The organism is Terrabacter sp. LjRoot27, from assembly GCF_964254175.1.
Taxonomy (GTDB): domain Bacteria; phylum Actinomycetota; class Actinomycetes; order Actinomycetales; family Dermatophilaceae; genus Terrabacter.
Genome location: NZ_CAXUSS020000001.1, coordinates 3934366 through 3957820 on the forward strand (window position 1 = coordinate 3934366; position 23455 = coordinate 3957820).

A 23455-nucleotide genomic window follows, 5' to 3' on the forward strand; every position below is an offset into this window, starting at 1 on the left:
GCCCGACATAGGCTCTATGGACCATTTAGTTGAGACGGTGACTAGTCACCTGAGCACCGGAGCCATGGTCATCCAGGGCCGGGAGCGGGCCGTTCGGGACACCTGCAGACCCGGGTGGCCGCTGAGATCCAGTGGCCATAGGGTGAGCGGTTACCCTTGGGCCCATGTCTTCACGCACTACCTCGATCGGCGGCGTCATCAGCCTGCTCGGCGCGTTCATCGCGTCCGCGCTCGTGCTCGGACTGCTCGCCGCCGGCCTGGTGATGCCCGCGGTGGGCGCCACCGGCGCCCTCGCACGCAGCGGCGTCGACGTCTTCAACGAGCTCCCGAGCGAGTTCACGACCGACCCGCTGGCCCAGACGTCACGCATCCTCGCCGCCGACGGCACCGTCATCGCGACGCCGCAGGAGCAGAACCGCACCATCGTGCCGCTCGAGAAGATCGCGCCGATCATGCGTGAGGCCCAGATCGCGATCGAGGACCACCGCTTCTACGACCACGGCGGCATCGACATCCAGGGCACCGCCCGCGCGGTCATCTCCAACCTGCGCAACGGCTCCTCGGTCGGCGCCTCGTCGCTCACCCAGCAGTACGTCAAGATCTCGCTCCAGTACTCCGCCCTCAGCTCCGGCAACGAGGAGGCGGCCGCCGAGGCCGTCAAGAAGGACTACATGCGCAAGCTCAAGGAGCTGAAGTACGCCATCACGCTGGAGAAGAAGCTGACGAAGGACCAGATCCTCGAGGGCTACCTCAACCTCGTCTACTACGGCGACCGCGCCTACGGCGTCGAGGCCGCGGCCCAGCACTACTTCAGCGTCTCGGCGAGCAAGCTGAGCCTCTCGCAGGCCGCGCTCCTCGCCGGCCTGACGCAGAACCCCGGCACCACCGACCCGGTGAACTTCCCGAAGAAGGCCCTGGCCCGGCGCAACGTCGTGCTCGACCGCATGCACGAGCTCGGGCGCATCACCGACAAGCAGTGGCAGGCCGCCAAGAAGCGCACGCTCAAGCAGGACATGCGGGTCTCGCAGCCGAAGAGCACGTGCCTCGCCTCGCCGTACCCCTACTGGTGCGACTTCATCGTCAACTACGCCCTCGCGATGCCCCAGCTCGGCAAGACGGTCGAGGAGCGCAAGCGCACCCTCTACCGCGGTGGCGTCACCATCACGACGACCCTCGATCCGCGCATCCAGCGGATCGCGCAGCGCGAGGTCACCAAGAACGTCCCGATCGGCGACAAGTCGAAGGTGGGCGCGGCGGCCTACGTCACCGAGCCCGGCACCGGCAAGGTGCTCGCCTTCGCCCAGAACACCGAGTACACCGTCGGCAAGCAGACGCTCGGCAAGACCGGCGTCAACTGGGCCCTCGACAAGAAGTACGGCGGATCGAGCGGCTTCCAGTTCGGCTCGACGGCCAAGGCGTTCGCGCTCGTGACGGCCATGGAGTCCGGCATGAACACCACGTCCTCCGTCAACGCGAAGGGCGCCGGAGGCAACCAGCAGGCCACCTACAAGCCCTCCGAGTGGCCCGGCGGCATCAAGAAGGGCTGCGGCCCCGGCGGCACGTGGAACGTCTACAACGACAGCCCCTTCGGCGGCGGCAAGATCTCGCTCATGGAGGCGACCGCGAAGTCGACCAACACCGCGTTCATCGCCCTCGCCGAGCAGCTCGGTGGCTGCAAGGTCCGTGACACCGTCATGCGCCTCGGCCTGCACCGTGCCGACGGCGGAGAGATCCCGCCGTACGCCCCCGCCTACGTCCTCGGCGCCACCGAGGTCTCACCGCAGGGCGTCGCCCAGGCCTACGCCACCCTCGCCGCCGACGGCAAGAAGTGCCCGGTCGTCGCGATCACGAAGATCACGCAGGGCGGCAAGAACATCGCCCTCCCGGCCACGAAGTGCGAGCAGGTCGTCGACCCCGACGCCGTGCGCGCCACCGACAAGTTCCTCGAGTACAACATGACCCACGGCTCGGGCATCCTCAACCAGCTCGACGACGGCAAGCGCGAGTCGGCCGGCAAGACCGGTACGGCCAACGGCAACAACGAGTCGTGGTTCGCCGGCTACGTGCCGCAGCTCGCGACGGCGGTCTGGGTGGGCACGCCCGACGACGGCAACAAGCGCGTCATGAAGAACCTCCAGATCGGTGACCGCTTCGTCGACGTCATGCACGGCGCCAAGATCGCGGCACCCATCTGGAAGGGCATCATGAACAAGGCCCTCGACGGAGAGCCCGAGGTCAAGTTCAAGGACCCGTCCGACAAGCTGCTCAAGGGCGACCAGGTCGACATCCCGAGCGTCACCGGCATGTCGGTGAACGATGCCATCTCGACGCTCCAGGCGGCCGGCTTCTCCGCCGGCGTCGGCGGCACGATGAGCTCGTCGGTGCCGAACGGCCTCGTCGCCGGCACCTCGCCCTACGGCCGAGCGGCCAGTGGCAGCTTCGTGACGATCTACACCTCACGCGGCGGGGACCGACAGCAGATCCCGCAGCCGCAGACGACCGTCATCAGTCCGGGTGGCGGCGGTGGCGGCGGTGGCGGTGGCGGTGGCACCGGTCCGGGCAAGCCGGGAGGCAAGCCGACCAAGCCGCCAGGTCGCGGCTGACCCAGCGATGACGAAGGCCCGACGCGATCCGCGTCGGGCCTTCGTCGTCGGCGCCACGACTCACGCGTGAGGTGCGTCGGTCAGCCCGCGAGGACCCGGCGCACGATGGCGGCGACGCGCCCACCCTCGGCGCGACCCGCCACGGCAGCGTTCGCGGCCTTCATCGCCAGGCCCATCTGCGGCATACCGCTGGCGCCGGAGGCGGTGACGGCCTCGCGCACGACCGACTCGAGCTCGTCGTCGCCGAGCTGCTTCGGCAGGTAGGCCTCGAGCACGGCGAGCTCGGCCTCCTCCTTGGCCGCGAGCTCCGGGCGACCCGCGCCGACGTATGCCGTCGCGGCCTCACGACGCTTCTTGGCCTCCTTGGTGAGGACCTTGAGCACGTCGTCGTCGCTCAGCTCGCGATGCTCGGTGCCGGCGACCTCCTCGTTGGTGACGGCGGTGAGGGCCATCCGAAGTGAGCCGGCCCGGACCTGGTCGCGCTCGCGCATCGCGGACGTGAGGTCGGACTTCAGCTGCTCCTTGAGGGTGCTCATGGGGCCAGTCTGTCAGGTCGGCCACGCGGGCCCCGACCGGTTTGTCGGGGGTCGTGCCGACGGGTGCGAGGATGGGCCCCATGCGTGCCGTGACCAAGACCGTCCTGGGCCTGGGGATCGCCGGCGCCGGCGTGCTCGGCTGGGCCTCGCTCGTCGAGCGCAACGCCTTCGTGCTGCGTCGCTTCGACGTGCCGGTGCTGCCGGACGGCGCCGAGCCGCTGCGGGTGCTGCACCTGTCCGACCTGCACCTGCTACCGCGCCAGCGCGCGAAGCGGACGTGGGTGCACAGCCTCGCCTCGCTCGACCCCGACCTCGTCATCACGACCGGCGACAACATCGCGGCCCCGGACGCGGTGCCCTCGCTGCTCGACGCGTACGACCTGCTCCTCGGCGTCTCGGGCGTCTTCGTCCTCGGGTCCAACGACTACTTCGCGCCGAAGCTGAAGAACCCCCTCGGCTACCTGACGCGCAACTTCGCCAAGGGCGTCGGCACGACGCAGCGTCTGCCCACGGCCGACCTCGTTCGCGGGCTCGGCTCCCGTGGCTGGGTCGACCTGACGAACCGACGTGACTCGCTCACGGTGCGCGGCCTGCGCATCGACGTCCGCGGTGTCGACGACCCGCACCTCGGCTACGACCGCCTCGACCTCGTGCGCGGCCCCGCCTCGCCCGACGCCGACGTCACCCTCGGCGTGACGCACGCGCCCTACCAGCGGGTGCTCGACGCGTACGCGAGCGACGGCGCCGACCTCGTCGTCGCCGGGCACACCCACGGCGGCCAGGTCTGCGTGCCCGGCTACGGCGCCCTCGTGACGAACTGCGACCTCGACACCGGCCGCGTCAAGGGCCTGTCGCGCTGGTGGCCGGGCGCCGGCTCGACGCCGTCGTCCGAGGCTCCTGAGGGCGCCGCGTGGCTCGAGGTGTCCGCCGGTCTGGGCACGGCGCCCACCGCTCCCGTACGCCTGGCCTGCCGTCCCGAGGCGACCCTCCTGACGCTCGTCCCCCGCTCCCAGGGCTGACTCGGTTGCGGGTCTCGCGGCGGTCGACGAGCCCGATTCGGAGATGGGCGGGGGCCTGCGCTAGCATCTCTGCTTGCTGCCTCCGGTCCACGGATCAGGGGTAGGTGCAGCACCGGGGTGTGGCGCAGCTTGGTAGCGCGCTTCGTTCGGGACGAAGAGGTCGCAGGTTCAAATCCTGTCACCCCGACCATCGCGAAGGGCCTGCTGGAAACGACGACGTCGTTCCAGCAGGCCCTTCGTCGTGCCGGGGGACGGCGCCACGGCGTCCAGTCACCCGGACGATCCGACCTCATCGAGGCGCGTGCCAGCGGACCAGCTTGTCCGGGTTGAGCACGAGCCACACCCGGACGACGAGTGCCCCGTCGACCTCGGCGACGACGACGGCGCACGCTCGCCCCGACCGGCGCACGACCACGGCCGGCCGTCCGTTCACCTGCTCGACCGTGAGGGCGCGACCCGGTGCGTCCCCGACCGCCGTCGACACCACCCGCGCCACGGATGCGGCGCCTCGGACCGGACGCAGGGGCGTCACCACCCGGCCGCCGCCGTCACTGACGAGCACGACGTCCCGGTGCATCGTGGCCGCCAGCGCGTCGAGATCACCACCGGCGAGCGCGTCGGCCCAGCGGCCGGTGCTCACGCCAGCGCTACGAGCTTGTGCGGGTTCATCACCCAGCTGATCCGGTCGATCCCCTCCTCCGACGCGTCGACGACGAGGACGACTTCGAGCACGCCGTCGCGGCGCAACAACGCGGCCGGCCGGCCGTTCGCCGTCGCGACCTCGACGTCGATGCCGACCCAGAAGCGGTCGTGGAAGGCGCGGACGTACCTCGCCACCCGCGTCGCCCCCTGCACGGCGAAGCGCGAGGCGCGCACGACGCCCCCACCGTCGGACGTGCTCGTCACGTCGGCGGCGAGGAGATCCTCGAGGGCGGCGAGGTCGCCCGACCTCGCCGCGTCGACGAAGGCGACGAGCAGCTGCTGCTGGTCCCTGCGGCTCACGCTCGCGCGGCGCTCGCCCGCGATGCGTCGGCGTGCCCGGCTGACGAGCTGGCGCACCGCGGGCTCCTTGAGCTGGAGCACGTCCGCGATCTGGGCGTAGGGGTAGTCGAACGCCTCCCGCAGCACGTACGCCGCCCGCTCGTTCGCCGTGAGGCGCTCGAGCAGCGTCAGCACGGCGAACTCCAGGGCCTCCCCCCGCTCGGCGCCGAGGTAGGGATCGGCGCTCGTGTCGACCGGTTCGGGCAGCCACGGGCCGACGTACGTCTCCCGCCGGGCCCGCGCGGACTGGAGCGCGTTGATGGCGAGCCGGGTCGTGGCCGTGGCGAGGTAGGCGGCCGGGTTGTCGACCTCCTCGCGCGGCGCGGTCTGCCAGCGCACCCAGACGTCCTGGACGAGGTCCTCGGCCTCCGTCGCGCTGCCGAGCATGCGGTAGGCGATGCCGAAGAGACGCGGACGCACCGCGGCGAAGGTCCGCACGGCGTCGTCGAGCCCGGGCTCCGGCAGCTCCGTCGTCACCGCCGCCTCCTCACGTCGTGGACCACACCCGCTCGCACCCGACCGAACCCTCACCGCGGGTCCCGGCCCGCCTCCAGGGCCTGGACGGCACCGAGCAGGCTGCGCAGCCCAGTCTGCTCGGTCTGGACCTCGGCCGGGTCGACGAGCCACTCGCTCTCGGGCGAGGAGAACGCTCCGAGGGCCGGGCTCGCGTCCGCCACGGCCAGCTCGACCCGGACCTCCGCCTCGAGCGCGACGAGCCGGTCGAGAGCGTCCCGGTCGTCGCCACGACCGCCGTCCCCGAGCAGCCCGGTCACGAGCGGTGCCAGTCGACGTAGTGGACACGCCCGAGCTGGGCCGGGCCCACGGGCACGAGGCTGTCGGTCTCGAGCACGGACCCGAAGTAGGGCGCGAGCGGGTCGGTGACGACCGGCCGCGGGTCGCCCAGCGCAACGAGCGCCTCGCGGAAGAAGGCGTCCATCGGGGCCCGGTCGGGGCCGGCGATCTCGAGTCGCCCGCCCAGCGGCGCACCCACGGCGACGCGGGCCAGCGCATCGGCCACGTCGTCACCGGCGATGGGCTGGAACGCGGCGGACGGCATACGCACCTGTCCGTCGACCTCCGCCGTGTCGGCGATGGCGGGCACGAACTCGAAGAACTGGGTCGCGTGCACGATCGACCACGGGATGCCCGAGCTCTCGATGAGCCGTTCCTGGGCGATCTTGGCGCGGAAGTAGTCGTTCCCGGGCAGCCGGTCCGTGCCGACGATCGAGAGGCCGACGTGGTGGGCGACGCCGGCGGCCTTCTCCGCCTCGAGCACGTTGCCGGTCGACGTCTCGAAGAAGTCGAGCACGGCGTCCCGCTCGAACGACGGCGAGTTCGCCACGTCGACGACGACCGACGCCCCGACGAGGGCCGCGGCCAGCCCCTCACCGGTCAGCGTGTTGACGCCGGTCGCGGGCGATGCCGCCAGCGCCTCGTGCCCGTGCGCCTCGAACCTGCGCACGAGCTTCGAGCCGATGAGTCCGGTGCCGCCGATGACCACGATCTTCATGGGAGTCCTCCTGTCGGGCGCCCGGGTGGCGCCTCCGACAGACAAGACCGGACAGCCCCCGGATCTGTGACAGGCCCCGGTGAACCGGGTCCGCTCCGGGCCGTCGTCGAGCCCTTACCGGTTCGTCCGGCCGTCGATGCACTCGCGCAGCAGGTCGGCGTGCCCGCTGTGCTGGGCGTACTCCCAGATCATGTGGCCCACGGCGGCCCACGACGGCCCACGACGGCCCGCACGGACCACGTCCCGCCCTCGGTGGTGATGACGTCGTCCAGGGGGAGACCGTCGCGAGCGCCGCCTCCGCGAGCGGGCACTCCGCCTCCAGCCGCTCGTGGTCGGTCTGCGCCCGTGCGGCAGATGTGGGGTCTCAGTGTTCGACGACGTGGTCGCCGTGCTGGTAGTGGCGGTGCCCATCGTGCAGGTGATCCACGTGGTTGCCGTGCTGGACCGTCTCGCAGCCGTCACCCTCGGCGTGCACGTGGCCGTGGTCGGTGTGCACGGCCTGCTCCGCGTGACGTTCGGAGCCATGGACGTGGTCGAGGTGGTCGCCATGCTCGACGGTCTCGCAGCCGTCGTCAGGAACGTGCTCGTGGTCGGACGCGATCGTGTGATCGGACATTCTTCCTCCAGGGATCAGACGGTTCACCCGAATCCTCCTCCAGCCGTCCGGGGGGGCGTCAAGGGTGAGTCGCGAACGGTTTCGACCCCCTACCGGTGCGTCCGGCCGTCGATGCACTCGCGCAGCAGGTCGGCGTGCCCACTGTGCTGGGCGTACTCCGAGATCATGTGGCCCACGACGGCCCGCACCGACCACGTCCCACCCTCGGTGGTGATGACGTCGTCCAGGGAGACCGTCGCGAGCGCCGCCTCGGCGAGCCGGCACTCCGCCACCAACCGCTCGTAGTCGGTCTGCGCCCGTGCGGGGTCGAGGTCCTCGAAGTCGGCGTCGGGCCCGAGGGCGGGGTCGTACATCGGCTCGAGGTCCTCACCGCCGACGAACTCGCGGAACCACCCGCGCTCGACCTTGGCCATGTGCCTGACGAGCCCGAGCAGCGACAGGTCGGACGGCGGGACGGAGCGCTGCGCCAGCTGCTCGCCGGTCAGGCCGGCGCACGTGTCGAGCAGCACCGCCCGCCGCCAGCCGAGCCGGGCCTCGAGCAGCGTCCGCTCGTCTCCCACGGGCTCGAACTGCGGCAGGGACACCTCCGGCGCGATCCACGTCATCGCGCCATCCTGACAGCCGAGCGCGGGGACGCCGGCGTGACCTGCCGCCACCGGACGAAAACTGCGTGTGTCGAGCCCGACCCGGCGCGACACTGGTGCGGAGGTGCCGGCCCGGCGTCCGGCCCCGAGCACGGACGGAGACCGCGATGAGCGACGAGCCGCCTTCGGCAGGCCAGCCCGCCGACCCCGAGGGACCCGGCACCCCACCGCGGCTGAGCGACTCGACGACGCCCGGCCTGCCGGTCTTCCTCTCGACGGAGCACTGGAGCCTGCTCGGCACGCGCTCCATGACGTGGTCGGAGATCATGAGCCGGATCACGATCTACCTCACCGTCGTGTCGGCCTTCCTCGTCGTCCTCGCGCTCACCGCACAGGCCACCGGCTTCGGCACGCCGTTCCGGGTCATGGCCATCGGCTTCGCGTCGGCGGCCCTCGTCATGGGCTCGCTGACCGCGATCCGGGTCAACCTCGCGAGCCGGGAGGACGCCGACCTGGTCCGGGCCATGAACCGCCTGCGCCACGCCTACGTCGAGCTCGCCCCGGAGATCGCGCCCTACCTCACGGCCTCGATCCACGACGACGAACGCGGTCTCATGCAGACGTACTCGCTGGGCTACCGGCGCAACCTCGTGCTGCACATCGTCGGCAGCACCGCGTTCTTCCTCATGGTCGTCAACGGCCTCGTGGCCGGCACCCTGGGCGCCCTCGTCGCCGACATCGCCGGTGCGGGCACCGCCGTCGTCGCCGTCATGGGGACCCTGTCGGGCGTCGCCTACGTCGTCGGCCACATGGAGATCGCGCGTCGGGTCTTCGCCGGCCCGAACGACGACGAGCGCTTCCCGACCCCTGGCTGACAGCCCTGGCCGACACCCTTGGCTGACACCCCTGGCCGACACCCCTGGCCGACACCCCTGGCCGACTCGCGGGACGTCAGGCCTGCCGCCCGTCGTGCGCCGCGGTCGTGCGCACCGACTCGGCGACGACGTCGACGAGCTGCCCGGTCCGCGCCAGCATCCTGCGTTGCCGGACGGCCCCGTTGCCCTCCTCGCGCACCCGCGCGAGCCCGTCCTGCACGACGGCGAGGTCGCCCGCCGCCTCCAGCGCCGGGCCGACGTGGTCGAGGAGGGAGTCGAGCACCGACCAGCTGGGCACGGGCAGACCGGTCCGCCAGTCGAGCAGCCGGCCCTCCATGCCATCGCGCCCGGCCTGCCACGTCGCGAGGCGGACCATCGTCGTCGACACGTCAGGGGGCGCCTGGCCCTGTGCCCACTCCTGCGCGGCCGTCTCGACGAGGCCGCGGCACAGGGCGGCGACGACGACGGCCTCCTCGACGGTGAAGCACACGTCGGCGGCTCGGACCTCGACGGTCGGGTAGTGCTGCGCGAGCCGGGCGACGAAGTAGACCATCCCCTCGTCGAGGATCACCGACGACAGCACCATGCCGCGCACGAGCCGGTGGTAGGCGTCCGCCGAGCCGAAGCAGCCCGTCGGACCCCACGACGGCCACCTCGCGAGCACCTGGCTCCGGTAGCTCGCGTAGCCCGAGTCCTCGCCGTTCCAGTAGGGCGAGTTGGCGCTGAGGGCGAGCAGCGTCGGCAGCCACACGCGGATCCGGTCGAGGACGCCGACGCCCTCCTCGTCGCCGTCGACGGACACGTGGACGTGGCAGCCGCAGATCAGGTGCTCGTGGGCGGTCAGCCGGTAGCGCTCCTCCAGCCACGCATACCTCGGCGACGTCACGGCGAGCGGGCGCACGGGCAGCGGCGAGGTGGCGAGCGCAGCAACGCTCGAGCCGGTCCCCTGGGCCGCCGCGACGGCCTCCGCCCGCCAGTGCCACAGCTCCGCGCGCAGCGTGTCGAGGTCGCCGGCGGGCGGGGTGTGCGTCTCGATCTGCTGCTGCTGGAACTCCCCCTCGACGGCTCCGTGCACCCCCGTGCCCGGGACCTCGGGGTGCCGGCGCGCGGCACGCACGAGCAGCTGCCCCGAGACCGACCGTGGCCGTCCGTCGTGGACGTCGACGAGCAGCATCTCCTCCTCGACACCGAGGGTCCGCACCGTGGCGCTCCTTCCGGGAGCACGACCGAGGACGTATGCCGTGTGGCCCGCTGCCGCCGCCGGCGTCCGGTGACGCCGACCGCACCGGACGGCATGCACCCGTTGCTCCGCGTCACCAGTGTGGCGTGCGGCCCGCACCCACGGGCAGGAGCGAAGGTCCCGGATGTCGGAGCGGCGGGAATGAACGACGCCCACGTGCGTTGTCCCTCTTTGTCGCCCCAACACCAGCAGGAGGATCGTGTCGACCTCGTCCACCCTGGGATTCCGCTCCGAACGCGGGCCGATCCTCATCGCGCTCATGCTGTCGACGTCGCTCATCGCGCTCGACTCGACGATCCTCGCCACGGCGGTCCCCTCCATCGTCGCGGACCTCGGCGGGCTGACCCAGTTCCCGTGGCTCTTCTCGGTCTACCTTCTCGCGCAGGCGGTGTCCGTCCCCGTCTACGCCAAGCTCGCCGACACGGTCGGACGCAAGCCGGTCATCCTCGTCGGCATCGGCCTCTTCCTCATCGGCAGCATCCTCTGCGGGTTCGCCTGGGACATGGGCTCACTCATCGTCATGCGGGCGCTGCAGGGGCTCGGCGCCGGGGCGGTCCTGCCCATGACGACGACCATCGCCGCTGACATCTACACGGTGGCCGAGCGCGCCAAGACCCAGGGCTACATCGCGAGCGTCTGGGCCGTCTCGTCCGTCGTCGGCCCGACGCTCGGCGGCGTCTTCTCCCAGTTCGCCTCGTGGCGCTGGATCTTCTTCGTCAACATCCCGTTCTGCCTGCTCGCCGCCGGCATGATCTGGCGCACGTACGACGAGTCCGTCGAGCGCCGTCGGCACCGCATCGACTACGCCGGGGCGACCGTGCTGACGGTGGCCCTGACGCTGCTCATCCTCGCCGTCCTCGAGGGCGGCCAGGCGTGGGCGTGGGGCTCGTGGCAGAGCATCGGCTCCTTCGCCGTCGGCGGCGTGCTCCTCGTCGTCTTCGGGTTCATCGAGCGTCGGGCGGCCGAACCGATCCTGCCGGTCGAGGTGCTGACCCGACGGCTCATCGTCGCGACGTGCCTCATCGGCATCGGCGTCGGCGCGGTGCTCGTCGGGCTCACCTCCTACGTGCCGACCTTCCTCGAGCGGTCGACGGGTGCCACCCCCATCGTGGCGGGGCTCGCCGTCGCCGCTCTCACCATCGGCTGGCCCATCTCGGCCTCGCAGTCGGGACGGCTCTACATGCGCATCGGGTTCCGCCCGACGGCGCTCATCGGCCTCGTCATCGCGACCCTGGGCGCCCTGGCCCTGTGGCTCACCTCGGCCACCCCGAACGTCTGGGCCACGGCCGCCTCGTGCCTCGTCGTGGGCTTCGGCCTCGGCCTCGTCGCCACGCCGACGCTCATCGCGGCGCAGGCGTCCGTGCCGTGGAACGAGCGCGCCGTCGTCACGGGCACGAACATGTTCATGCGCTCGGTGGGCAGCGCCGTCGGCGTCGCGATCTTCGGCGCCATCGCCAACGCCGTCATCGCCTCCCAGGGCGGCGCGGCTTCGAGCGAGGCGGTGCAGGCCGGGTCGACGGCGGTCTTCCTCTCCGTGCTCGTGGCCGCCGTGCTCACGATCGCCGCGGGGCTGCTCATGCCGCACACCCGCGCCGAGGACGTCGCCCACGGCGGCTCGTCCGACGCCGACTCGAGCGTCGTCACCGAGGCCGAGGCCTCCACGGCCTGAGCCGCAGCCCGGCCAACCCTCGACAGGAGCGAGTAGCGCCGGAGGGCATCGGGTACGTCGCGAGGGACAGAGTCACCGACCCCGACGACGAGGAGAACGCGATGAGCGAGCACGACGACGGCACCCGGAAGGTCGCCGACCTGATCAAGGACATCCGGATCGCGATGCTGACGCACGCGGACTCCAACGGCGTCCTCGTCAGCCACCCGATGGCCACGCAGGAGGTCGAGTTCGACGGCGACGTGCTCTTCGTCGCCGAGCGCGACAGCCACAAGGCCCGCGACATCGCCGCCCAGTCACCCGCGCGGGTCAACGTCGCCTACAGCTCGCAGAGCTCGTGGGTGTCGCTGTCCGGCACGGCGACCATCGTCGACGACAACGCCAAGCTCGCCGAGCTGTGGAACACCTTCACGGGTGCCTGGCTCGAGGGCGGCCCGGAGAACCCCAACAACATCATCATCAAGGTGAGCGCGGACTCGGCCGAGTACTGGGACTCCCCCGGCGCCAAGGTCACGCAGATCGCCAACTTCGTCAAGGCGAAGGTGACGGGCGAGCGGCTCGAGGGCGACAACGAGGTCGTCGACCTCTGACCGCCTGAAGCCGCGTATGCCGCCGGGTCCCCTTCGCGTTGAAGGGGACCCGGCGGCATACGTGCCTTTGGACGTCGCTCAGGCAGCACCCTTGACGAGCCGCATGACGGCCCGCTCGAGCGCGTCTCGGTCGCGCACCCGGACGAGCTCACCGAGCTCCAGGCGCGTGCGGTCGGCCTTGGTGAGGCGCGACAGGCTGCGCGCGATGGTGCGGCCGACGGCGTACTCGTCGAGGACGCGGGGGTCGACGTAGGAGCTGCGGGCGACCGCAGGGGTGTTGCCGAGGTGCTCGGAGACGACCTTCATCGCGTCCTTCTCGGCGCGCTTGAGCTCTCGCTCGGAGTCGACGGGGCCGGTCCGCGCGAGCGCGACGGCCGCCGTCACGGTGGCCGCCCAGGTGCGCAGGTCCTTGACGGTGTACTCCTCGCCGACGAGCTCCTTGAACGCGACGTTGAGGTCGCTCGAGCGCAGCTCGTGCCAGCCGCTCGTGTCGCGGTAGGCCAGCAGACGCTCGCCCGGATAGCCGCTTCGCTTGAGGGACAGCACGATCCGCGCCAGGAGCTGGTCGGTCATGACGGCCTCGCGGGTGACTCCGGACTTCGCCGGGAACTCGAAGGTGACGTCCTCGCCGCTCACCGTGACGTGCGAGCGCAGCAGCGTCGCGACGCCGTGGGAGCCGTGCTCGGCCTCGTACTCCTCGCCGCCGCTGCGGAAGAGCCCGGCGTCGAGCATCCGCAGACCGGCGGCCGTGACGCGCTTCTTCGTCAGGCCGTTGGTCCGCAGGTCGGCTGCGATCTGCTTGCGCGAGGCCGGCAGCTTGCGCGCCAGCACGAGCACGCGGTCGTGCTTCTCGCGGCCCCGCGCCTCGTGCCACGCCTCGTGGTAGAGGTACTGGCGCCGCCCGGCGTCGTCGGTGCCGACGGCCTGGATGTGGCCGTTGGGGTGCGGGCTGATCCAGACGTCCTGCCAGGCCGGCGGGATGACGAGGGCGGTGACCCGCTCACGCGTCTCGGCGTCGACGGCCTTCCCGTCGGCGTCGACGTAGCTGAAGCCCTTGCCCCGTCGCACGCGACGGATCCCGGGCTTGTCCATGGTGCTCCGGCGCAGTCTCACACCGAGGAGATACCCGCACCGGGTCGTGGGTCAACCGCACCGGACCGCACCGACCGCACCGGGCCGCGGCGCCGGGCGATGCGGCGGGCCGACGGCTTCTCAGCCGGCGGGGTCGGGGCGCACGCCCGCGACCTCGGAGGTCGCATCGGTGGTCTCGCGCGTCGACACCTCGGTGTCGGGACCGTCGGGCGAGGCGACCGGCACCATGTCGGGCACCTTGATCTCCGCCTGACCGGGCGGCAGAGGAGGGTCGGGCGTGACGGGAGGGAAGACCGACCCGTCGCTCTGCAGATGTGATTCGTGAGGGGTCACGTGTCTCATTACCTATCGCCCCGAGTAGGTGGTTGCCGTGCTTCCTCTTCGACCATACCCACCGTTTCCCGAGGCGAACCTGTGGCTTTCGGCGCCAAACCGCTTGACGACGACCGGCCCGCCTCCCACTGTGGAGAGGGCGGAGGGGGTGATGGTCGTGAAGGTCGCGGTCATCGGCGGTGGCCCCACGGGCCTCGTCACGGGGATGGGTCTCGCGCGCCGCGGGCACGAGGTCGTCGCGGTCGACCGTGACCCCGGGCCGCCGGGCGACGGCGGTCACTGGGCCCGGCGCGGCGTCATGCAGTTCCACCACGCGCACGCCTTCCGTCCCCAGGTCGGCGAGGTGCTCCGCGCCGAGGCCCCCGCAGCGTGGGACGCCTGGATGGCTCAGGGTGGCGAGCCCGTCGAGCTGCCGCTCGGTGACGGCCGCACGGTGCCCGGCGGGGTGCGCTCGCGCCGCGAGACCTTCGAGCGCGCCGTCCGCGCCGCCGCGCTCGAGCAGCCGGGCCTCGAGGTGCGCATCGGGCACGTCGACGGCGTCACGACGAGCCGGGGCCGCGCCCAGGGCGTCCGCGTCGACGGCGTCGACCTCGAGGCCGACCTCGTCGTCGACGCCTCCGGCCGCTCCGGCCGGGTCAACCGTCACCTCCGCGCCCCGGGGGTCGGCGGCGAGTGCGGCATCGCCTACGTCGACCGGGTCTACCGCCTGCGGCCGGGCGTCGCCCTCCCGCCGATGACGAACGCCATCGCCTGGCAGGGCACCTACGTCGGCTACCTCGTCATCGTCTTCCTCCACGAGAAGGGGATCTTCTCCGCGCTCATCATCCGGTCGACCGCCGACCGCGAGCTCGTGGCGCTGCGCCACACCCGGGCGTTCGAGGCGGCGGCCACCGCGATCCCGGGGCTCCGGGCATGGACCGACCCCGACGTCTCCGAGCCGGTGACCCACGTGCTGCCCGGTGGTCCGCTGCTCAACGTCTATCGCGGGCAGCGCGGCCTCTCGGGCGCGCTCGCCCTCCCCGGGCTCGTCTTCGTCGGCGACTCGGTGTGCACGACGACCCCGAACTTCGGCCGGGGCCTGACCACGTCGCTGACGCAGGTGGGCGAGCTGCTGCGCCTCGTCGACGAGCACGGCGACGACGTCGGGGCGATCGGCGCCGAGCTCGACGCGTGGGACGAGGCCCGGATGCGGCCCTGGGTCGAGGACCACATCACGATGGACCACGCGCTCGTCCGCCGCTGGGCCGGCGACGACATCGACCTGTCCGCCCGGCTGCCGTCCGACGTCATCATGATGGCCGCAGCGCAGGACCCGTCGATCGGTGCGGCCATCGGGCCCTACGTCTCGATGCAGGCCCTCCCGTCCTCGCTCGATGCCGTCGAGGACCGGGCCCGCGCCGTCTACCGGACGGGCTGGCGCCCGCCGCCCGACCCCGGCCCCTCCCGCGACGAGCTCGCCGACGTCGTGGCCGCCGCCGCCCCCGCCTGAGCTCAGCGGGTGAGGACGCCGACGCGGCCCTGCTCGCCGGACGCCCAGCAGGCGCCGTCGTGCGTGCACTCGACCGAGTCGAAGCTGCCGGTGTCGAACGTCGACCACGTGCGTCCGCCGTCCGTCGAGACGTCCGAGCCCGACGGTCCCACGGCCAGCACGGTGCGCGCCGTGCGCGGCACCCACGCCGACCCGGACCGGTAGCCCGACGGGTTGGTCGTCGACTTCGTCCAGGTACGCCCGCCGTCCGCGGTCCAGGCCGCGTTGTCGACCGCTCCGGTCGGAGAAGCGAAGTCGCCGCCGACGACGACGCCGCGTCGGGCGTCGCGGAAGCTGACCGAGAAGATGCCGGCCGACTCACCGCCCGCGACGGGGCTGTCGGCGACGGTCCACGTGCGGCCGTGGTCGGCCGAGGTGAAGACGCGCGCCGGGTCGACGCCGCCGCTCACGAGGTAGGTGCGACCGCCGACACCCGCGGAGAGACAGGTCCCCGACGCCGCGAAGGCGAACTCGCCCGCCTGGGCCGCCGGCATCCCGGCCGGGTCGACGAGCGACCACGAGCGGCCACCGTCGGAGGTCTCGACGAGCCGGAACCTCCCGTCGACGGGGTCGCTCATCGCCAGACCGCGCCGCGGCGAGCTGAACGCCATGCAGTCGTAGAACGCGGCCGGGTCGCTGTTGCGGAAGCTCTCGGTCCAGCTCGCACCACCGTCGTCGGTGACGAGGATGCGGGAGTCCTCCCCCTCCCCGATCGACAGGATGACGGCGTGCCGCGCGTCGAACGCCTCGATGTCGCGGAACTGCAGCGCCTCGGTGTCGAGCCCCTGGGGGCTGACGTCGCGCCACGTCCTGCCGCCGTCGGTGGTGCGCAGCACGGTGCCGTTGGTGCCGCTCACCCACGCCACCTGCCGCGAGACGGGCGCGAGCCCGCGGAAGCGCTCGGTCGTGCCGGTCGGCGTCACCGTCCAGCCGTATGCCGTCACCCCGGCTCGCGCGGGAGCGTCACGTCCCACGGCACCGGGCGACACGGCATACGCAGTGGTCGCGGAGGCGACGAGCGCGGTGGTGGCGGCTGCGAGCAGGACGGATCGCGTCGGGAGTCTCATGCCTCCCGAAACTAGACCCGATCGGGCCGGTCGGCGCGCTCAGCGGCCGGTGCCGCCGTAGACGATGGCGTCCTCGGTCGAGTCGAGGCCGAAGGCGGTGTGCACGGCGCGGACGGCCTCGTCGAGGTCCTCGGCGCGGGTCACGGCCGAGACGCGGATCTCGGAGGTCGAGATCATCTCGATGTTGATGCCGGCCTCGGCGAGCGCACCGAAGAACTTCGCCGAGACGCCCGGGTGGCTCTTCATGCCCGCGCCGACGAGGGCGATCTTGCCGACGCCGTCGTCGAAGCGGAGGTCGGCGTACTCGACCTCGTGCTTGATCGACTGGAGCACCGACATCGCCTTGGGCCCGTCGGCCTTGGGAAGCGTGAAGGAGATGTCGGTCTTGGCCGTCTCGGCCGCCGACACGTTCTGCACGATCATGTCGATGTTGAGGCCGGCCTCGGCGATGGCCCCGAAGATCTTGGCCGCGATGCCGACCCGGTCGGGCACGCCGACGATCGTGATCTTGGCCTCGCTGCGGTCGTGGGCGATGCCGGCGATGATCGGTGCCTCCACGGCGCCTTCTCCTTCGTAGGGGTTGTCCTTGATCCACGTGCCGGGCTTCCGCGACCACGACGAGCGCACGTGGATCGGGATGCCGTAGCGGCGGGCGTACTCGACGCAGCGCAGGTGCAGGATCTTGCTGCCGTTGGCGGCGAGGTCGAGCATCTCCTCCATCGAGAGCACGTCGAGCTTGCGGGCGTTGGGCAGCACGCGCGGGTCGGCCGTGAAGACGCCGTCGACGTCGGTGTAGATCTCGCAGACCTCGGCCCCGAGGGCCGCGGCGAGCGCCACGGCCGTCGTGTCGGAGCCGCCCCGACCGAGGGTCGTGATGTCCTTCGTCGTCTGGCTGACGCCCTGGAAGCCGGCGACGATGGCGATGTGGCCGGCGTCGAGCGCGCTCTGGATGCGGCCGGGGGTCACGTCGATGATGCGGGCGGCGCCGTGGGCGTCGTCGGTGATGACGCCCGCCTGGCTGCCGGTGAAGGACCGTGCCTCGGCGCCGAGCTGCGCGATGGCCATCGCGACGAGCGCCATCGAGATGCGCTCGCCCGACGTCAGCAGCATGTCGAGCTCGCGCGCGGGCGGGGCCGGCGTGACCTGCTCGGCGAGATCCATCAGCTCGTCGGTCGTGTCGCCCATCGCGGAGACGACGACGCAGACGGAGTGTCCGGCGCGCTGCGTCTCGACGATGCGCCGGGCCACACGCTTGATGGCCTCGGCGTCGGCAACGGACGACCCGCCGTACTTCTGGACGACGATGCTCACACTGGCTCCGGATCTCCTCGGTGGTCTGCGGCGGGTCCGAGTCTAGGCTCGCCCGCGGAACGTCCACCGGGGCGTCGCGATGGTGAGATGTGCGCCGATTCGTCCCGTGCGCCGCACGTTCTTGCGCGGACTAGGGGTGCAGCGCGTCGAACTCCGCCTCGCCCACGGCCTCCTCGTCGGCGTCGAGGCGCAGGTGGGCGAGGATCGAGTGGAGGGAGCGGAGGGCCATCATCCCGCGGTCGCCCCAGTGGGACAGGTAGCCGAACTGCCACCACCACAGCGCCTCGAGCCTCCGGCCCGCTGCGTAGTGCTTGAGACCGTGGCTCAGCGAGACCGCCACGTCGACGAGGTCGTTGGTGATCGAGCCGTCGGCTCGGTCCGACGAGGTGATGGGGTCGATGACGTAGACGTAGTCGTCGATCCCGGCGAAGACGTTGGCGAGGCCCGTGCGCAGCGGGTCCGAGTCGTCGTCGGCCGCGTCGGGCTCGAAGCGCTCCTCCGGCACGACGTCCTGGATCGCGCCGAGCCGCGCACCGGCGACGAGCACCTGGGAGAGGGCCAGCGTCAGCAGCGGTAGCGCCGTCTCGGGCGAGCTGCCCGAGGCGACCTCCGTGACCGAGGTGAGGAAGGCGCTCGCCTCCGCAGCGGTCAGGTCGGCGAGACCCGACAGGTCGTCGATCTCGCTCGTGCGGCCCTCGTCCAGCGGCTCGTCAGTCATGGCCCCCAGCATGCCGTATGCCGTGTCGCCCGGATCCCCCCGGAGCCCCCCGGAACCGCCGGAACCGCCCGGACGCCAGCGCCACCCCCTCGTGCACTCGAGTGAGCGCCCAGCCCCACACGAGTGGCCCCGTCGTCCCACCAGCCCCACGCCCCCCGGCGCCCACCTCGTCGAGTGGCCTCCCCGCCCCACCAGCCCCACGCCCCCGGCGCCCACCCCGTCGAGTGGCCTCCCCGCCCCACCAGCCCCACGATCGGGCGTGTGACGACGAGGCCACTCGACCGGGGGTGGTGGCTCGGGGATGGGGCGAAGGGGCCACTCGACGGGTGAGGGGCGGGACGGCATACGTCCTGGGTGGTGGACCCCCGTGGGGTGGGTCAGGCGTCGACGCGGCGGCGGCCCTCGAAGGCCCGCCCGAGGGTCACCTCGTCGGCGTACTCGAGGTCGCCGCCGACGGGCAGGCCCGACGCGAGGCGGGTCACGGTGAGGCCGACGTCGCGCAGGAGGCGGCTGAGGTAGGTCGCCGTGGCCTCGCCCTCGAGGTTGGGGTCGGTCGCGATGATGACCTCCTGCACCTCACCGGAGGCGAGGCGCACCATCAGCTCGCGCACGCGCAGGTCGTCGGGACCGATGCCGTCGATGGGGCTGATCGCGCCGCCGAGCACGTGGTAGGTGCCCCGGAACTCGCGGGTGCGCTCGATGGCGACGACGTCCTTGGGCTCCTCGACGACGCAGATGGCCGTCTGGTCGCGCCGGGGATCGGCGCAGATGCGGCACCTCTCGGCCTCGGCGACGTTGCCGCACTGCTCGCAGAAGCGGACCCGGGCCTTGACCTCGGTCAGCGCCGTGACGAGCCGCGTCACGTCGTCGGAGTCGGTCTGGAGCAGGTGGAAGGCGATGCGCTGGGCGCTCTTGGGACCGACCCCGGGGAGTCGTCCGAGCTCGTCGATCAGGTCCTGCACCGCGCCTTCGTACACACCGCAACACTAAGCCCCGCAATCGCCTGCTGCGGACCGCCGCTCCGGTCTAGCGTGACGAAGGAGCGTCAGGGGACGTCGCGACGAGCGGGGTGTCGGAGTGGGGTGTCGGAGTGGCTGACCAGGAGCACGGCCGGACGGTGTCCCGTCGCAGCGAGCGGATCCAGGGCGCCGCGCCCTTCCGGATGATGTTCGGCTTCCGGATGCACTCCGGGTATGCCGAGCGCCGGCTCGAGCCCGGGGTCCTCGACTTCACGTTCGGCGACCCGCACGAGATGCAGATGCCGGCCTACGTCGACGCCCTGCGCGAGGCGGCGCTGCCGCGGGACGAGCTGTGGTTCGCCTACAAGCAGAGCGAGGTCGCGGCCCAGGCAGCGGCCGCCGCCTCGCTCGAGCGGGTCGTCCCCCTCGGCTGGGGCGCCGACGACGTCCGCATGACGACCGGTGGCTTCGGCGCGATCACGGTCGCGATGAAGGTGCTCGCCGACCCCGGCGAGGAGGTCGTCTACACCCTGCCGCCGTGGTTCCTCTACGAGCCGCTCGCCCTCGAGGCCGGGCTCGTGCCGGTCAAGGTCCCGGCGCTCCAGCCGAGCTTCGACCTCGACCTCGACGCCATCGCCGCGGCCATCACGCCGCGCACGCGCATCGTCGTCGTCAACACCCCGAACAACCCGTCGGGGCGCATCTACCCACCCGACCTGTTGCGCCGCCTCGCCACCCTGCTCGACGAGGCATCGGCTCGACACGGGCGGCGCATCTGGATCGTCTCGGACGAGCCGTACAACCGGATCGTCTTCTCCGGCAGCGAGTTCCACAGCCCGGCCGAGTTCTACCCGCACACGCTCATCTGCTACTCCTACGGCAAGACGTTGCTCGCTCCCGGTCAGCGACTCGGCTACCTCGCCGTCCCACCGGCCGTCGAGGACCGCTCGGCGCTGCTCGAGGCGATCGAGATGATGCAGATCGCGGCTGGGTGGCTCTTCCCCAACGCCGTCATGCAGCATGCGACGCCCCGGCTCGAGGAGCTCTCGCTCGACCTCGCGCAGCTCGAGGTGAAGCGCGACCGGCTCGTCGACGCCCTGCTGGGGATGGGCTACGAGCTGACTCCTCCGGACGGCACGTTCTACCTCTGGCCGCGCTCGCCGGTCCCCGACGACGAGGCGTTCGTCGACGACCTCTCGCGGCGCGGTGTGCTCGTCATGCCGGGGGCGCTGTTCGAGACGCCGGGCTGGTTCCGGATCTGCCTCACGGCGACGGCCGAGTCGGTCGAGGCAGCGCTGCCGCACTTCCGTGACGCCTTCGAGGCCACCCGCTCCTGAGGCGCCGCGCGCATGGCTCGGTCAGTCGGCGAGCGTTGCCGTCCAACGCTCCTCGATGCGCCCGAGGCGCCAGACGGCGAGCGCCACGACCCACGTGAGGACGAAGAGCCCGACGATCCAGAAGCCGACGTCGCCGAGGTCGATCGAGCCGACCCACGCGACCGGCCCCGTCGTGACCTCGAGCTTCTCGGCGAGCAGCCCGACGAGCTCGATGACGCCGATGAGCAGGGCGACGGCCACCGACAGCGAGGTGACGGTGATGTTGTAGAAGATCTTGCGCACCGGCCGGTTGAACGCCCAGCCGTAGGCGACGGTCATGAACGACCCGTCGAGGCTGTCGAGGAGGGACATGCCCGCGGCGAAGAGCACGGGAAGGGTGAGGACGGCATACCAGGGCAGGTCGGCCGCGGCGGCGCCGCCGGCGATGACGAGCAGCCCCACCTCGGTCACCGTGTCGAAGCCGAGGCCGAAGAGCAGCCCGACCGGGTACATGTGCCACGGCTTGCGCACGGCCCGCGTGACGCGGCCGAGAACGCGGTTGAGGAAGCCGCGCTTGTCGAGCTGCCGTTCGAGCTCGGCCTCGTCGTAGTGGCCCGAGCGCATCCGCCGGAAGACCTTGAGGATGCCGACGAGCGCCGCGAGGTTGATGAGGCCGATGAGGACGAGGAAGACACCCGAGACCGTGGTGCCCCAGACGCCCGTCACCTGCTGGAGCGCCGAGCCGTCGTCCTCGAGCGCGCCGGCGAGGGCCCGGATGCCGAGGGCCACGAGCATGACCATGGCGAAGACGACCGACGAGTGGCCGAGGCTGAACCAGAAGCCCACGCTCATCGCCTGCCGTCCGTCGGCGAGCAGCTTGCGCGTCGTGTTGTCGATGGCGGCGATGTGGTCGGCGTCGAAGGCGTGACGCATCCCGAGGGTGTAGGCCGTGACGCCGATACCGACGCCGAAGAGCTGGCCGGCAACGCGGTACTCCGCGGGGGCCACGACGAGGACGAGCAGCCCCCAGCCGACGACGTGGAGCAGCGTCACGAAGGCTGCCATCCCGACGAGGCTGCGCCGCTCGTCCCGGGAGAGCCGTCGACGCACCGCCGATCGCGGGCGCGAGCCCGAGCTCGGGCGCGAGGACGTCAGGGTCACGGGCCCACGCTAGATGCGACTAGGTCGCATCTGCAACGCCGACCTCATCCGGGCGAGCCGGGCCGGCGGGCGGCGGGCTCAGAGGGCGGGCTCAGAGGGCGGGCTCAGAGGGCGGGCTCGCCGCCCGGCACCTCGTTGTACGTCTCGACCCGCTCCTGGCCGCTCAGCCCGGCGATGGCCTCCATGACCCGGTCGGTCAGCTGCCGCCGCGCCTTGCCTGCGGGCACCCCGGCATACTCCTCGACGCCGATCGGCTCACCGAAGCGCACCGTCACCTTCGCGAGCCGCGGGAAGCGCGCCCCGACCGGCTGGATGTCCTCGGTCCCGATGAGCCCGACCGGTACGACGGGGACCTGGGCGGTGAGCGCGAGCCACGCCACGCCCGTACGCCCGCGGTAGAGCCGACCGTCCCGGGAACGCGTGCCCTCGGGGTAGATGCCGAACGCGTCGCCCGCCTTGAGCACCTCGAGGGCCGCGTCGAGGCTCTCCTGCGCTGCGGTCGGCGAGTGCCGGTTCACGGGCACCATCCCGACCGCGCTGAAGAAGCCCTTGCGCACGAAGCCGCCGACGCCGGTGCCCGTCCAGTACTCCTCCTTGGCGAGGAAGCGCACCTGCCGCGGCGAGGCGAGCGGGATCGCGAAGGAGTCGATGAACGACAGGTGGTTGCTCGCGACGACGACGCCACCCTCGCGCGGGATGTTCTCCTTGCCCTCGATCGTGGGCCGGTACAGCGCATGGGACAGCGGGTACAGGAGGTTGCGCCCGAGGCTGTAGAACATGGGCCACAGCCTAGGGCCGGCGACACGGCGGCCGGGCTGGGGCGTGCGTCGCACCCCCACGCTGTTCACCCCTTGGTATGCCGGGTGCCGGGCCCGAGCGCGTCGGGCGCCTCGGTCCCGGAGGCGTCAGGCGCGGGCGCGCACCGCCCAGGCGGTGGCCATGATGTAGAAGGGCGGCTCGGGCAGGAGCTCGCGGCAGTGCTCGCGCAGGCGGATCCGGCCGACCTCGTCAAGGCTCTGCACGTGCGCACCGGCCGGACCGACGCCGAGCGTGTAGGGGTCCCACCAGTCCTCGAAGGTGGGGTGGCGCACCGTGACCGTGAGGGCGGTGTCCTCGATCTGGTTGAGGCCGGCCAGGTCGCAGAGCTCGGCCAGCTCGCCCTCGCGGACCCCGCTCATCCCCGACTCGTCGTCGACGTCCGGGTCGAGGTCGCGGGCGGCCCTCCAGAACGCGGCGAGCGGCGCACCGCCGCCGGCGAGGTCCCAGACGCAGGCCGAGACCGTCCCGCCCGGGCGCGTGACCCGCGCCATCTCGTGCAGCCCGAGGACGGGGTCGGTCATGAAGCTGACGACGAGCTGGGCGAGCGCGTGGTCGAAGAGGTCGTCCGGGTAGGGCAGCTGCTCGGCGGTCCCCGTCTGCACGTCGAGGGTCGGGAACGACTGGCGCAGCGCGGCGAGCAGCTGTTGCGACGGGTCGACCGCCGAGACACCGTCGACGCCCAGCCGGTCGATGAGCACCCGCGTCAGGGCGCCCGTCCCGCAGCCCACGTCGATCGCCCGGCCCGGTCCGGCAACACCGGACCAGTCGGCGAATCGTGTGGCGAGCGGCCCCGAGTAACGCCCCATGAAGCGGTTGTAGGCGTCCGCCGCAACCTCGAAGGTCACGTCCCGACGCTACCCCCGGAGGC

The 23455-nt window shown here is 71.9% G+C and carries 25 protein-coding genes and 1 tRNA gene; 8 read left to right on the forward strand and 18 right to left on the reverse strand.

The genetic code is table 11. The annotated features are described in order from the left end of the window. The first annotated feature begins 164 nt into the window (after positions 1–164). On the forward strand, positions 165–2603 hold the full coding sequence (locus ACSQ2D_RS18115) for a transglycosylase domain-containing protein (RefSeq protein ID WP_435987312.1): 2439 nt from the start codon (positions 165–167) through the stop codon (positions 2601–2603). Positions 2604–2683: 80 nt separating this feature from the next. Here the strand turns inward: ACSQ2D_RS18115 and ACSQ2D_RS18120 are convergent, their stop codons facing one another. After that, a complete protein-coding gene (locus ACSQ2D_RS18120; protein ID WP_435987313.1) occupies positions 2684–3139 on the reverse strand; it encodes a GatB/YqeY domain-containing protein in 456 nt (151 codons plus the stop codon). An 80-nt stretch (positions 3140–3219) separates the two neighbouring features. On the opposite strand from ACSQ2D_RS18120, the gene ACSQ2D_RS18125 reads away from it, so the two are divergent. Together ACSQ2D_RS18125 and ACSQ2D_RS18130 are read left to right on the forward strand one after the other, a co-directional pair. Further along, entirely contained in the window at positions 3220–4158 is a 939-nt protein-coding gene (locus tag ACSQ2D_RS18125) for a metallophosphoesterase (protein WP_435987314.1), read from the forward strand. A 113-nt stretch (positions 4159–4271) separates the two neighbouring features. Beyond that, a tRNA-Pro gene (locus tag ACSQ2D_RS18130) sits at positions 4272–4348 on the forward strand. Positions 4349–4447: 99 nt separating this feature from the next. Here the strand turns inward: ACSQ2D_RS18130 and ACSQ2D_RS18135 are convergent. From ACSQ2D_RS18135 to ACSQ2D_RS18165, 7 genes are all read right to left on the reverse strand, one after another. Beyond that, complete coding sequence (locus tag ACSQ2D_RS18135) at positions 4448–4798, reverse strand: nuclear transport factor 2 family protein (protein ID WP_435987315.1); 351 nt, start codon at positions 4796–4798, stop codon at positions 4448–4450. Beyond that, positions 4795–5676, reverse strand: coding sequence for an RNA polymerase sigma-70 factor (locus tag ACSQ2D_RS18140; protein WP_435987316.1), 882 nt, complete (start codon positions 5674–5676; stop codon positions 4795–4797). The genes ACSQ2D_RS18135 and ACSQ2D_RS18140 overlap by 4 nt, the downstream gene beginning before the upstream one ends. A 50-nt stretch (positions 5677–5726) precedes the next feature. Further along, positions 5727–5972 (reverse strand): hypothetical protein, encoded by a 246-nt coding sequence (locus ACSQ2D_RS18145; RefSeq protein ID WP_435987317.1) that lies wholly within the window; start codon positions 5970–5972, stop codon positions 5727–5729. Beyond that, positions 5969–6709 carry an SDR family oxidoreductase gene (locus tag ACSQ2D_RS18150; RefSeq protein WP_435987318.1) on the reverse strand — a complete coding sequence of 247 codons (741 nt, stop codon included), beginning with the start codon at positions 6707–6709 and terminating at the stop codon, positions 5969–5971. The genes ACSQ2D_RS18145 and ACSQ2D_RS18150 overlap by 4 nt, the downstream gene beginning before the upstream one ends. A 114-nt stretch (positions 6710–6823) precedes the next feature. Further along, positions 6824–7120, reverse strand: coding sequence for a mycothiol transferase (locus tag ACSQ2D_RS18155; RefSeq protein WP_435987319.1), 297 nt, complete (start codon positions 7118–7120; stop codon positions 6824–6826). Continuing rightward, on the reverse strand, positions 7074–7325 hold the full coding sequence (locus tag ACSQ2D_RS18160; RefSeq protein ID WP_056761527.1) for a hypothetical protein: 252 nt from the start codon (positions 7323–7325) through the stop codon (positions 7074–7076). Before ACSQ2D_RS18160 ends, ACSQ2D_RS18155 begins: the two co-directional genes overlap by 47 nt. Positions 7326–7414: 89 nt before the next feature. Further along, on the reverse strand, positions 7415–7930 hold the full coding sequence (locus ACSQ2D_RS18165; protein ID WP_435987320.1) for a DinB family protein: 516 nt from the start codon (positions 7928–7930) through the stop codon (positions 7415–7417). Between the two features lie 146 nt (positions 7931–8076). On the opposite strand from ACSQ2D_RS18165, the gene ACSQ2D_RS18170 reads away from it, so the two are divergent. Next, positions 8077–8784 (forward strand): hypothetical protein, encoded by a 708-nt coding sequence (locus ACSQ2D_RS18170; RefSeq protein WP_435987321.1) that lies wholly within the window; start codon positions 8077–8079, stop codon positions 8782–8784. A 76-nt stretch (positions 8785–8860) separates the two neighbouring features. Here the strand turns inward: ACSQ2D_RS18170 and ACSQ2D_RS18175 are convergent, their stop codons facing one another. Then, positions 8861–9985, reverse strand: coding sequence for a carboxylate-amine ligase (locus ACSQ2D_RS18175; protein WP_435987322.1), 1125 nt, complete (start codon positions 9983–9985; stop codon positions 8861–8863). A 298-nt stretch (positions 9986–10283) separates the two neighbouring features. Here ACSQ2D_RS18175 and ACSQ2D_RS18180 point away from each other — a divergent pair, with 298 nt between their 5' ends. Next, entirely contained in the window at positions 10284–11693 is a 1410-nt protein-coding gene (locus ACSQ2D_RS18180) for an MDR family MFS transporter (RefSeq protein ID WP_435987876.1), read from the forward strand. 101 nt (positions 11694–11794) lie between these two features. Further along, positions 11795–12283: a pyridoxamine 5'-phosphate oxidase family protein gene (locus tag ACSQ2D_RS18185; protein ID WP_435987323.1), complete on the forward strand. Its 489-nt coding sequence runs from the start codon at positions 11795–11797 to the stop codon at positions 12281–12283. Between the two features lie 78 nt (positions 12284–12361). On the opposite strand, the gene ACSQ2D_RS18190 is transcribed toward ACSQ2D_RS18185, so the two are convergent. Both ACSQ2D_RS18190 and ACSQ2D_RS18195 read right to left on the reverse strand, forming a co-directional pair. Then, positions 12362–13375: a DNA topoisomerase IB gene (locus tag ACSQ2D_RS18190; protein WP_435987324.1), complete on the reverse strand. Its 1014-nt coding sequence runs from the start codon at positions 13373–13375 to the stop codon at positions 12362–12364. Between the two features lie 120 nt (positions 13376–13495). Then, positions 13496–13708, reverse strand: coding sequence for a hypothetical protein (locus ACSQ2D_RS18195; protein ID WP_435987325.1), 213 nt, complete (start codon positions 13706–13708; stop codon positions 13496–13498). A 151-nt stretch (positions 13709–13859) separates the two neighbouring features. Between ACSQ2D_RS18195 and ACSQ2D_RS18200 the strand changes: the two genes are divergently transcribed. Next, positions 13860–15197, forward strand: a complete 1338-nt coding sequence (locus ACSQ2D_RS18200; RefSeq protein ID WP_435987877.1) for an FAD-dependent oxidoreductase — start codon at positions 13860–13862, stop codon at positions 15195–15197. A gap of 2 nt (positions 15198–15199) precedes the next feature. Here the strand turns inward: ACSQ2D_RS18200 and ACSQ2D_RS18205 are convergent, their stop codons facing one another. From ACSQ2D_RS18205 to recR, 4 genes are all read right to left on the reverse strand, one after another. Then, positions 15200–16303, reverse strand: coding sequence for a WD40/YVTN/BNR-like repeat-containing protein (locus tag ACSQ2D_RS18205; protein ID WP_435987326.1), 1104 nt, complete (start codon positions 16301–16303; stop codon positions 15200–15202). Positions 16304–16342: 39 nt separating this feature from the next. Continuing rightward, positions 16343–17614: an aspartate kinase gene (locus ACSQ2D_RS18210; RefSeq protein WP_435987327.1), complete on the reverse strand. Its 1272-nt coding sequence runs from the start codon at positions 17612–17614 to the stop codon at positions 16343–16345. A 130-nt stretch (positions 17615–17744) separates the two neighbouring features. After that, the gene (locus tag ACSQ2D_RS18215) at positions 17745–18332 is read right to left on the reverse strand and encodes a DUF5063 domain-containing protein (protein ID WP_435987328.1); all 588 of its coding nucleotides are present in this window, start codon (positions 18330–18332) and stop codon (positions 17745–17747) included. Between the two features lie 377 nt (positions 18333–18709). Beyond that, positions 18710–19309 carry a recombination mediator RecR gene (gene recR / locus ACSQ2D_RS18220; RefSeq protein WP_020145767.1) on the reverse strand — a complete coding sequence of 200 codons (600 nt, stop codon included), beginning with the start codon at positions 19307–19309 and terminating at the stop codon, positions 18710–18712. Positions 19310–19422: 113 nt separating this feature from the next. Between recR and ACSQ2D_RS18225 the strand changes: the two genes are divergently transcribed. Then, positions 19423–20628 carry an aminotransferase class I/II-fold pyridoxal phosphate-dependent enzyme gene (locus tag ACSQ2D_RS18225; RefSeq protein WP_435987329.1) on the forward strand — a complete coding sequence of 402 codons (1206 nt, stop codon included), beginning with the start codon at positions 19423–19425 and terminating at the stop codon, positions 20626–20628. Positions 20629–20649: 21 nt separating this feature from the next. Here ACSQ2D_RS18225 and ACSQ2D_RS18230 read toward each other — a convergent pair whose 3' ends face one another. The 3 genes from ACSQ2D_RS18230 to ACSQ2D_RS18240 all read right to left on the reverse strand — a co-directional run bounded on the left by ACSQ2D_RS18230 (position 20650) and on the right by ACSQ2D_RS18240 (position 23432). Then, positions 20650–21768, reverse strand: a complete 1119-nt coding sequence (locus tag ACSQ2D_RS18230) for a HoxN/HupN/NixA family nickel/cobalt transporter (protein ID WP_435987330.1) — start codon at positions 21766–21768, stop codon at positions 20650–20652. Positions 21769–21872: 104 nt separating this feature from the next. Next, positions 21873–22547, reverse strand: coding sequence for a lysophospholipid acyltransferase family protein (locus ACSQ2D_RS18235; RefSeq protein WP_435987331.1), 675 nt, complete (start codon positions 22545–22547; stop codon positions 21873–21875). A gap of 126 nt (positions 22548–22673) precedes the next feature. Beyond that, positions 22674–23432, reverse strand: a complete 759-nt coding sequence (locus ACSQ2D_RS18240) for a class I SAM-dependent methyltransferase (RefSeq protein ID WP_435987332.1) — start codon at positions 23430–23432, stop codon at positions 22674–22676. Positions 23433–23455 lie beyond the last annotated feature (23 nt).

What these genes read in the sequence shown, in the direction of transcription:
- ACSQ2D_RS18115 (WP_435987312.1), top strand. Translation starts at nt 165, where the DNA reads ATGTCTTCACGCACTACCTCGATCGGCGGCGTCATCAGCCTGCTCGGC.
- ACSQ2D_RS18120 (WP_435987313.1), bottom strand. Translation starts at nt 3,139, where the DNA reads ATGAGCACCCTCAAGGAGCAGCTGAAGTCCGACCTCACGTCCGCGATG.
- ACSQ2D_RS18125 (WP_435987314.1), top strand. Translation starts at nt 3,220, where the DNA reads ATGCGTGCCGTGACCAAGACCGTCCTGGGCCTGGGGATCGCCGGCGCC.
- ACSQ2D_RS18150 (WP_435987318.1), bottom strand. Translation starts at nt 6,709, where the DNA reads ATGAAGATCGTGGTCATCGGCGGCACCGGACTCATCGGCTCGAAGCTC.
- ACSQ2D_RS18155 (WP_435987319.1), bottom strand. Translation starts at nt 7,120, where the DNA reads ATGGGCACCGCCACTACCAGCACGGCGACCACGTCGTCGAACACTGAG.
- ACSQ2D_RS18160 (WP_056761527.1), bottom strand. Translation starts at nt 7,325, where the DNA reads ATGTCCGATCACACGATCGCGTCCGACCACGAGCACGTTCCTGACGAC.
- ACSQ2D_RS18165 (WP_435987320.1), bottom strand. Translation starts at nt 7,930, where the DNA reads ATGACGTGGATCGCGCCGGAGGTGTCCCTGCCGCAGTTCGAGCCCGTG.
- ACSQ2D_RS18170 (WP_435987321.1), top strand. Translation starts at nt 8,077, where the DNA reads ATGAGCGACGAGCCGCCTTCGGCAGGCCAGCCCGCCGACCCCGAGGGA.
- ACSQ2D_RS18180 (WP_435987876.1), top strand. Translation starts at nt 10,284, where the DNA reads ATGCTGTCGACGTCGCTCATCGCGCTCGACTCGACGATCCTCGCCACG.
- ACSQ2D_RS18185 (WP_435987323.1), top strand. Translation starts at nt 11,795, where the DNA reads ATGAGCGAGCACGACGACGGCACCCGGAAGGTCGCCGACCTGATCAAG.
- ACSQ2D_RS18190 (WP_435987324.1), bottom strand. Translation starts at nt 13,375, where the DNA reads ATGGACAAGCCCGGGATCCGTCGCGTGCGACGGGGCAAGGGCTTCAGC.
- ACSQ2D_RS18200 (WP_435987877.1), top strand. Translation starts at nt 13,860, where the DNA reads ATGGTCGTGAAGGTCGCGGTCATCGGCGGTGGCCCCACGGGCCTCGTC.
- ACSQ2D_RS18205 (WP_435987326.1), bottom strand. Translation starts at nt 16,303, where the DNA reads ATGAGACTCCCGACGCGATCCGTCCTGCTCGCAGCCGCCACCACCGCG.
- ACSQ2D_RS18215 (WP_435987328.1), bottom strand. Translation starts at nt 18,332, where the DNA reads ATGACTGACGAGCCGCTGGACGAGGGCCGCACGAGCGAGATCGACGAC.
- ACSQ2D_RS18235 (WP_435987331.1), bottom strand. Translation starts at nt 22,547, where the DNA reads ATGTTCTACAGCCTCGGGCGCAACCTCCTGTACCCGCTGTCCCATGCG.